The sequence below is a fragment of the Sporosarcina sp. BI001-red genome (assembly GCF_003384035.1).
Classification (GTDB): Bacteria; Bacillota; Bacilli; order Bacillales_A; family Planococcaceae; genus Sporosarcina.
On the sequence record NZ_QQAK01000016.1, the window covers coordinates 181914 to 190239 of the forward strand.

9 protein-coding genes are annotated in these 8326 nt (G+C 42.0%); 6 read left to right on the forward strand and 3 right to left on the reverse strand.

Annotated elements, in window-relative coordinates; translation table 11 throughout:
- Nucleotides 1–41 precede the first annotated feature (41 nt).
- Both DVB69_RS16375 and nikC read left to right on the forward strand, forming a co-directional pair.
- Nucleotides 42–1046: an ABC transporter permease gene (locus DVB69_RS16375; RefSeq protein ID WP_116020182.1), complete on the forward strand. Its 1005-nt coding sequence runs from the start codon at nucleotides 42–44 to the stop codon at nucleotides 1044–1046.
- Between the two features lie 17 nt (nucleotides 1047–1063).
- On the forward strand, nucleotides 1064–1960 hold the full coding sequence (gene nikC / locus DVB69_RS16380; protein WP_116020183.1) for a nickel transporter permease: 897 nt from the start codon (nucleotides 1064–1066) through the stop codon (nucleotides 1958–1960).
- A 30-nt stretch (nucleotides 1961–1990) separates the two neighbouring features.
- Here the strand turns inward: nikC and DVB69_RS16385 are convergent, their stop codons facing one another.
- Entirely contained in the window at nucleotides 1991–3076 is a 1086-nt protein-coding gene (locus DVB69_RS16385; RefSeq protein WP_116020184.1) for an FUSC family protein, read from the reverse strand.
- 75 nt (nucleotides 3077–3151) lie between these two features.
- Nucleotides 3152–4441, reverse strand: a complete 1290-nt coding sequence (locus DVB69_RS16390; RefSeq protein ID WP_116020185.1) for a glutamate-1-semialdehyde 2,1-aminomutase — start codon at nucleotides 4439–4441, stop codon at nucleotides 3152–3154.
- 128 nt (nucleotides 4442–4569) lie between these two features.
- On the opposite strand from DVB69_RS16390, the gene bcp reads away from it, so the two are divergent.
- The 3 genes from bcp (at nucleotide 4570) to perR (ending at nucleotide 6560) form a co-directional block, all read left to right on the forward strand.
- Nucleotides 4570–5061 carry a thioredoxin-dependent thiol peroxidase gene (bcp, locus tag DVB69_RS16395; RefSeq protein ID WP_116020186.1) on the forward strand — a complete coding sequence of 164 codons (492 nt, stop codon included), beginning with the start codon at nucleotides 4570–4572 and terminating at the stop codon, nucleotides 5059–5061.
- Nucleotides 5061–6005 carry a D-2-hydroxyacid dehydrogenase gene (locus tag DVB69_RS16400; RefSeq protein WP_116020187.1) on the forward strand — a complete coding sequence of 315 codons (945 nt, stop codon included), beginning with the start codon at nucleotides 5061–5063 and terminating at the stop codon, nucleotides 6003–6005. Before bcp ends, DVB69_RS16400 begins: the two co-directional genes overlap by 1 nt.
- Before the next feature lie 111 nt (nucleotides 6006–6116).
- The gene (gene perR / locus DVB69_RS16405; RefSeq protein WP_116020188.1) at nucleotides 6117–6560 is read left to right on the forward strand and encodes a peroxide-responsive transcriptional repressor PerR; all 444 of its coding nucleotides are present in this window, start codon (nucleotides 6117–6119) and stop codon (nucleotides 6558–6560) included.
- Between the two features lie 47 nt (nucleotides 6561–6607).
- Here perR and DVB69_RS16410 read toward each other — a convergent pair whose 3' ends face one another.
- Nucleotides 6608–6964, reverse strand: a complete 357-nt coding sequence (locus DVB69_RS16410) for a YgzB family protein (protein ID WP_116020189.1) — start codon at nucleotides 6962–6964, stop codon at nucleotides 6608–6610.
- Nucleotides 6965–7091: 127 nt separating this feature from the next.
- Here DVB69_RS16410 and DVB69_RS16415 point away from each other — a divergent pair, with 127 nt between their 5' ends.
- Nucleotides 7092–7958, forward strand: a complete 867-nt coding sequence (locus DVB69_RS16415) for a nucleotidyltransferase-like protein (RefSeq protein WP_116020190.1) — start codon at nucleotides 7092–7094, stop codon at nucleotides 7956–7958.
- The last annotated feature ends 368 nt before the right edge of the window (nucleotides 7959–8326 follow it).

Genomic DNA, 8326 nt, shown 5'->3' on the forward strand with positions numbered 1-8326 from the left:
GCTGCGTGCGAACGAAAAAAGAGCCATGAGAGGTGAACCGAATGCTCAGTTACATAGGAAAACGATTGTTTCAACTCATTCCCGTATTACTAGGGATGACGTTTGTTGTATTTATGATGATCCGGGCGATCCCTGGAAATCCTGCTCAAGTAATTTTAGGTCAACAAGCAACACCCGAGGCGGTCGCTGCACTCAATGCGAAGTTAGGTCTCGATCAGGCATGGTATATTCAGTTTCTCAGTTATCTAAAAGGACTCTTTACAGGAGACCTTGGAGAATCGATGAGAACGAGATTACCTGTTGCTGACGAAATTTGGCCGTACCTTGCAGCAACACTAGAGCTAGCTTTGTTTGCAATGATTATCGCAGTTGTAATCGGCATCAACGCTGGAATCATTTCCGCTTGGTTCCAAAATTCTTGGTTCGATTATACAGCAATGATTTTAGCTCTTGTTGGTGTGTCCATGCCAATTTTTTGGCTCGGTTTACTTGGTCAGTGGGCATTTTCCATTGAACTTCAGTGGCTTCCAACGACAGGTCGAGAGCAAGTACGAGATCCAGTTTCTGCAATAACGAACTTATATATGATAGACGCCATGCTGAATGGCAGGTTTGATCAGCTATGGGAAGTGTTCAAGCACTTGATACTTCCGGGACTTGCACTTGCAACAATTCCAATGGCCATTATTGCAAGAATGACTCGATCTAGTATGCTCGAAGTTATGCGTGCAGATTATATTCGAACAGCACGTGCAAAAGGTCAAAAAATGTTTTGGGTTGTCTATAAGCATGCATTGAAAAACGCAATTATTCCAGTTTTGACGATTGTCGGTCTGCAAATGGGGATGCTCCTTGGTGGAGCGATTCTCACAGAAACAATCTTTGCATGGCCGGGGATTGGACGTTACATTTACGACGCTATCAACTATCGGGATTATCCGGTCATTCAATCAGGAATTTTAGTCGTCGCATTCTTCTTCGTCATGATTAACTTAATAGTGGACTTGCTTTATGGCGTTATTGATCCGAGGATAAAATATGATTGAGGAAGGAGGTTGGCACCATGTCTGAACTGACACCAAAGGTTGATGGAATTGCAGAAGCGAAACTGGAGAAAGAGTCCGGCCCTTGGCGCGATGCATGGCTTGGCTTTAGAAAAAGTAAGGTAGCCGTTGTAGGGATGGCAGTCGTGGTATTCTTTGTCATTATCGCAATCTTGGCGCCTTGGATCGCATCTCAAGGAATTAACGATCAGAATATGGCAGACCGACTCCATCCGCCATCTGCCGAATATTGGTTTGGAACGGATGACTTCGGTCGCGATATTTTATCAAGAATCATTCATGGCGCTCGAATTTCTCTAGCGGTCGGATTCTTCTCCGTAATCGGTTCTGTAGTTGTAGGTAGTATTCTTGGTATAATCGCTGGATATTACGGTCGGTGGGTAGATGTTATTATTTCTCGCATCTTCGATATCATGCTTGCGTTCCCGTCTATATTGCTCGCAATCGCGATCGTTGCAGTACTCGGACCAAGTTTACGAAATGCACTTATTGCCATTGCGACCATTAACGTACCGAACTTTGGACGTCTAATCCGTTCGAAAGTACTCAGTATTAAGGAAGATGAATATATTACGTCTGCGAAGGCGATTGGGATGAAAGATGCCCGAATATTGTTTTCACACATTTTACCGAATTCCATGGCACCCGTTATCGTTCAAGGAACACTTGCGATTGCAACTGCGATTCTAGAAGCAGCTGCACTTGGTTTCCTTGGTCTAGGAGCTCAAGCCCCTCAACCAGAGTGGGGGAAGATGCTGGCAGATTCTAAGGATTACTTGCAGTCTGCACCATGGACGATGATATTCCCCGGAATTGCTATTATGTTGACGGTATTAGGATTTAACTTAATGGGAGATGGGTTGCGAGATGCACTCGATCCGAAAATGAAGAGCTAAAAAACCTAGAGGCATTCGCCTCTAGGTTTTTTAATAGATTTCATCATCAAATTTAGTATTGGCTTCACTGTCGTATCTACGTTGGTATGTAACGACAAGACTATCCAAATGCTCCAGCTGTTCTTCATAGTTAAGAATAGAAGAGAGTATATGGAGTAAATAGTAAGTGGAAAACTCTTCATCTTCTTCTTTAGAAAGAACAATCTCTTTCACAAAGATTTCCATGACTTCGTGTCGCTGGATATACTCATCATGAAGGCCGGTGCTTAACTGATCTGCTTTTAGCTTTCCGACAAATTTCAAGTGCAGTTGCTCATGATATGTAAGGATCGCATCCAAACGTTCTTGCACCATCATTTTAAAGTGATCAGGCAACATAGCTAGCTCACTTTCATACAGATGAAGTTTTTTCAGAACTTGTAGACTAGCGTTCGATGAAACGATCATTTGCCGATAAATGACAAGCTTTCGTGCTTTTGCATATTGGTTCTTTTTCAAATAATATCGTTCTTCCTTATATAACAAGTAGAGCTGATCGATATTGGTCAGTTGTTCTCTTGAGTTGACAATTACATTTTTCGTTGCAATAAAGTCGGATGCTTGCCGACCGGTGAGTCGGATCCAACGAATGATTTCGTCTTGGACTTGGTGAATGGAGTGAAATAGCTTTACTTCGTACTTTGGCGGCATGAATATGAGATTCACTAAAAATGCTGCTAGAACTCCGATTAGAATCGTTAAGACACGAAGTGACGCAAATAAGAGAAAGTCATCTCCCTGGATTTCCATGACAGCAACCGTGGTAACGAGTGCAAGGCCAATTGATTTTTCCAGACCTAGTTTTAGCATGACTAAAATAACAATCACTGCTGCAAGCCCCACGATGACGAGCTGATGACCGAATACGAGAACAAAAACAACGGCAATAGTAGCACCAATCAAGTTACCTTGAATACGTTCAATAACCTGTAAATAGGATCTATAAATGGTCGGCTGAATTGCGAATATCGCAGCAATCCCTGCAAACACGGGATTGGGCAAGTTGAGCAATTGTGTAACGAACAAAGCGAAGACAATCGCAATACCCGTTTTCAAACTTCGGGCACCAAGTTTCATGAATGTATTCCTCTCTTTAACGGTCTCTTTTGCGCTACTTTACAATAAATTCTTGCATTGGTCAACAGTCCAATATTAAAGTAATTCTGCAAATGCAAGGTCTACAGCAACTAATGTATCTTGGATGTCATTCTCAGTATGTGCAGACGTGATGAACCAAGCTTCGTATTTAGAAGGAGCTAGGTTGATGCCGTTCTTCAGTAAGAGTTTAAAGAACTTGCCGAATCGCTCACCATCGGTTGCCTCTGCTTGATCGTAATTAACAATCGTCTCTTCTGTAAAGAAAACGGTTAGAGCGCCACATTTTCGATTGATAGTTATCGGAACATGATGTTTTTGTGCAGATTGGAGAATTCCTTCTTCCAGCATTGCCCCGAGACGATCCAATTCTGCGTAAAGACCTGGAGTTTGAAGCACTTCCAGACACGCGATACCTGAAAGCATCGATGCTGGATTACCTGCCATTGTTCCTGCCTGATATGCAGGTCCGAGTGGTGCAACGGTATTCATGATCTCTGATTTACCGCCGTAAGCGCCGATTGGCAACCCTCCACCGATAATCTTTCCAAGTGCCATCAAATCTGGCTTTAAACCGAGTAATTCAGATGCCGAACCATAATGGAAACGGAATGCAGTAATGACTTCATCGTATACGATGAGTGCGCCTTTTTCTTTTGCAATCTCATGTACGAGTGGAAGGAAACCTTCTTGAGGTTCGACGATTCCGAAGTTCCCTACTATTGGTTCCACTAAGATACACGCGATTTCCTCGCCCCATTTATCCATAGCAGCTTTGAATGCCTCAGGATTATTAAAAGGAATTGTAATTACTTCTTCTGCAATCGTTTTAGGGACACCAGCTGAATCTGGAGTTCCTAGTGTTGCAGGTCCTGAACCAGCTGCAACTAGCACAAGGTCAGAGTGACCGTGGTAACAACCTGCAAATTTCATGATCTTTGTGCGTCCGGTAAAGGCTCTTGAAACTCGAATTGTTGTCATGACCGCTTCGGTTCCTGAATTGACGAATCGAACTTTATCCAAACCGGGAATTGCTTCTTTGATCATTTTTGCGAATTTGACTTCATGTTTGGTGGGTGTTCCATAGAGAAGGCCATTTTCAGCCGCTTTTGTGACAGCTGCAGTTATATGTGGATGGGCATGCCCAGTAATGATGGGACCATACGCACCTAAGTAGTCAATATACTTATTTCCATCAACGTCCCAGAAATAAGGACCTTCTGCACGTTCCATGACAGTAGGTGCTCCGCCACCGACAGCCTTATACCCTCGAGATGGGCTGTTGACTCCACCTACAATATGTTCACACGCTTCTGCATAGATTGCTTCTGAATTAGTTCGTTCCATTTTTATTCCTCCGTTCAAATCACTTCTTTTCTATTTTACCTAATAAACAGCGAAACACCAAAGGAATTGAAAAAGACGGAGTAGTCCGATACTATAATAGGAAAGAATCTGAATTGGGGGAATGAGAAATGTCGACGCTTGAAGGCTTACATGCACCTGAATTTACGTTACAAAACGAAAAAGGAAATCCAGTTTCACTTTCCGATTATGCAGGAAAGAAGTACGTGATTCTTTACTTTTATCCGAAAGATGCAACGCCGGGATGTACACTGGAAGCACAAACGTTTAAAGAGAGCCATTCCGAGTTTAGTGCACTTAATGCAGTTATCTTAGGTGTAAGTCCTGATGGCGAAGCTTCACACTTGAAATTCATCGACAAACACGGACTTCCATTTTCGCTCTTAGCAGATACGGAACAGACAGTTTGCGAGCGTTATGGGGTCTGGAAGTTGAAAAAGAATTTTGGGAAAGAATATATGGGAGTGGAGCGTTCTACATTCCTTATCGATCCAACGGGTACGGTCATTAAAGAATGGCGCAAGGTTAAAGTGGATGGTCATATCGATACTGTTTATCAAACATTGTTGCAGGTATCTAATGAAGGGAATGGTGAGTCCTAATGACGAATGCGTTAATAACCTTCCCTATTAAGGAAAAGTTTCGTCAGGAGCTAATCGAACAGTTTCCACAGGTGCACTTTGACTTTTCAGATGCCATTGAGGGAGCTGGCGGAAAAAAAGTCACCATTCTCGTTACCTACGGCAGTGATTTGACTGAAGAAATCCTTGATCAGCTAACGGAATTGAAATGGGTGATGGTGGCTTCCGCTGGTGTTGATAAAATGCCGCTTGAAAAATTAGGGGAACGTGGAATTCTCGTAACGAATGTGAGTGGGATTCATAAGACACCGATGGCAGAGTCAGTTCTTGCGCATATTCTTTCGCTTAATCGTGCACTTCCAATAATTCAGGAACAACAAAAGCAAAAAGTTTGGGAAAAGATGAAGTCCAGTGAATTGCGAGGATCTAAGGCGCTTATACTTGGCCCAGGTGCAATCGGCGGGGAAATAGGTCGATTACTTCAGGCGTTTGGCGTATATACGATTGGCTGTAGTCGATCAGGCAGGGATCATGATGGAATGGACGAGGATATTTCGTTTGCAAATATTAATGAACGTCTATCCGAAGCGGATTATATCATTTCCGTATTGCCGAGTACTCAGGAAACGCGGTGGATTCTGGATAGTTCACACTTCCATAAAATGAAACAGTCTTCGGTATTTATGAACTTTGGCCGGGGAGACTTGGTTAAAGAGCAAGTCATAGTGGAAGCACTTCAACAAGGTGAAATCGCTCATGCAGTGCTCGATGTATTCGAACACGAACCGTTGCCAGTAGAAAGCGTACTATGGGAGTTGGGGAATTGTACGGTATCCCCACATGTCTCCGCGTTATCAGCCAAGTATGTCGAGCGTGCTCTTGAAATCTTTAAACAGAACCTTCAAGTTTGGCTAACGGATGATGGAGAATTCAAAAATGTAATTGAGACGAAACGAGGATATTAACGCTTAATCAGTTGCTGGGTGGCCCTGAATGGTTGACACCAGACAGCGAATTCAGTAAACTAATTATAATGATTATAAAGAAGTAATCCTTATGGAATAGAGGTGTCCGTTATGTCTGGTGCAATGTTAAAAGATGCGCTGGTTACATTGAAGGAAAGTGGCGTTCGGATCACTCCGCAACGACATGCCATTTTAGAATTCCTCATTTCTTCTGAATCCCATCCAACGGCGGATGAAATTTACAAAGCACTCGAGAGTGATTTTCCGAATATGAGTGTTGCGACAGTCTACAATAATTTGCGTGTCTTCAGAAATTCTGGTCTTGTTAAGGAATTGACATATGGAGACGCATCCAGCAGATTCGATTTTGTAACACATGATCACTACCACATCATCTGTGATGAATGCGGTAGTATTGTCGATTTTCATCACCCGGGGCTTGAAGAAGTGGAGCGATTGGCTTCCTATGTGACCGGTTTTAAAGTGAACTCTCACCGTTTAGAAGTATACGGAGTATGTCCAACATGTGAAAAACAAGCATCCAAGGCTAATTAAAAACACTTACTTCTCTTTTTATATGAAGAGAGGTAAGTGTTTTTGTTTTAGCTTTTTCGGTTATTTGGTTTATTGTAAATTTCATCAAAGTCTTTTCCTTCAAGTGTAGGATCCATTGTTAGTGGTTCTCTACAGTGGCCGCACATGTCTACACGTCCAAGCATCTTCGTTTCCTTACCGCAATTTGGACAAACGATCTGAACGGCTCGAGTTGAAAGTGTACCAATCCAAGCGTAGACGACTACACTTGCTAGTATAGCAAACACACCAAGAACCATGAAAAGTAGCATGATGATTTCATACTTTCTGAAGAACAGACCGATATACATAACAATCACCCCGATAAAGATGAGTGAAAGAGCAAATGACCGAATGCGATTGATTTTATTCTTATAAGGTTTCATTGCATGACCTCCTCGTGATTCGCTCCCTTAATATAGCACATATTCTATTAGAGCAACATAGGAGCCTCTTGAAGGAGGAATTGCGGAACGTCTGGCGAACTTATATATCATCTAGGGAGGAATTACAATGGAACAAACACTCAGACCAATCTATCAAGAGCGGGCAAGTTCTCCGGACACACTCGGTGTGCTACTCGTTAGCAAACGATGGGAAGGAGATCCTTTGACCGATACATTTGATGAAATCCTGCTAATCATCTCCTCATCGAATACCGTACCAATTCAAACAAAGCACTATACAGATGGAGAAGAAAAGGCAGCGTTTCATATCATCAGTGAGAATCAGCTTAAGAAATGGCTCCTTCTTGGAACGAAACGAAAAGTTGTAGATTGGTTATTCTACGGAAAAGTTTTCTTCGATCGTAATGAGTATATAGAAGACTTAAAAACTGAACTACAAGAACATCCTTTCTTCGGCAGGGATTTAAGGATGGGAATCGAGCTTGCAAAATTAGTTAGACGTTATATGGAAGGAAAGACGTTTTTTGAACAACTTCATTATATGGACGCTTATCATCATGCTGTACAATCCCTTCACCATTTAGCAAGATTGTCAGTCATTGAAAAAGGGATCCTTCCAGAAGTAACTGTCTGGTCTCAAGTGAAGAAAATAGACCCTTCCATATACAAACTGTATGAGGAACTTATTATGAGTGATGAGCCTATTGAGAAACGGCTCGAGCTTATGTTCTTAGCAAGTGAGTTCTTCATTCATAATCGAACGGAATATGGAGCGCGTCATATAATAGGTGTCATGTCGCAAAAAGATACATGGACCATACAGGAACTTCATGAGCATGAGGAAGTGAGTATGTATTCTGTAGACCTTGAAATGCTTATCGAATTCTTAATAGAGAAAAACATTATCAAGGTTAAGTCGGTGGACTCCAAGAACGAGTTTATTTATCATCGAATATATAGTGTGCTAGACTAACAGCCGTGAGAAACGGCTGTTTTTTTATCTCTCAGCCGCGTCATTAAGCGATTTTAAAACTTTTTTCGAAAAAGTGTTGACGTAGAATTGCATTCGATGTTATTATAAATCTTGTCGCCGCGGAGGTAACTAACTAGCTTACAAAATCCGCTGAGATGAACGAAAAAAGTTTTTCGAAAATAACTTGACTGAGTTTCTCAGACATGTTAAGATAATCAAGTCGCTTCGAGAGAACGACAACATGAACCTTGAAAACTGAACAGCAAAATGTCAACGAAATATCGTTTGGGAAACCGGTTCTGCCGGTAGAACAAACACAAACAGATCTTAACTGATCTGATAGACATCTTAAATGATGCCAGTACGAA

Bases quoted from the DNA above. Each gene is read 5' to 3' on its own strand.
- DVB69_RS16375 (WP_116020182.1), top strand. From the start codon at position 42: ATGCTCAGTTACATAGGAAAACGATTGTTTCAACTCATTCCCGTATTA.
- nikC (WP_116020183.1), top strand. From the start codon at position 1,064: ATGTCTGAACTGACACCAAAGGTTGATGGAATTGCAGAAGCGAAACTG.
- DVB69_RS16385 (WP_116020184.1), bottom strand. From the start codon at position 3,076: ATGAAACTTGGTGCCCGAAGTTTGAAAACGGGTATTGCGATTGTCTTC.
- DVB69_RS16390 (WP_116020185.1), bottom strand. From the start codon at position 4,441: ATGGAACGAACTAATTCAGAAGCAATCTATGCAGAAGCGTGTGAACAT.
- bcp (WP_116020186.1), top strand. From the start codon at position 4,570: ATGTCGACGCTTGAAGGCTTACATGCACCTGAATTTACGTTACAAAAC.
- DVB69_RS16400 (WP_116020187.1), top strand. From the start codon at position 5,061: ATGACGAATGCGTTAATAACCTTCCCTATTAAGGAAAAGTTTCGTCAG.
- perR (WP_116020188.1), top strand. From the start codon at position 6,117: ATGTCTGGTGCAATGTTAAAAGATGCGCTGGTTACATTGAAGGAAAGT.
- DVB69_RS16410 (WP_116020189.1), bottom strand. From the start codon at position 6,964: ATGAAACCTTATAAGAATAAAATCAATCGCATTCGGTCATTTGCTCTT.
- DVB69_RS16415 (WP_116020190.1), top strand. From the start codon at position 7,092: ATGGAACAAACACTCAGACCAATCTATCAAGAGCGGGCAAGTTCTCCG.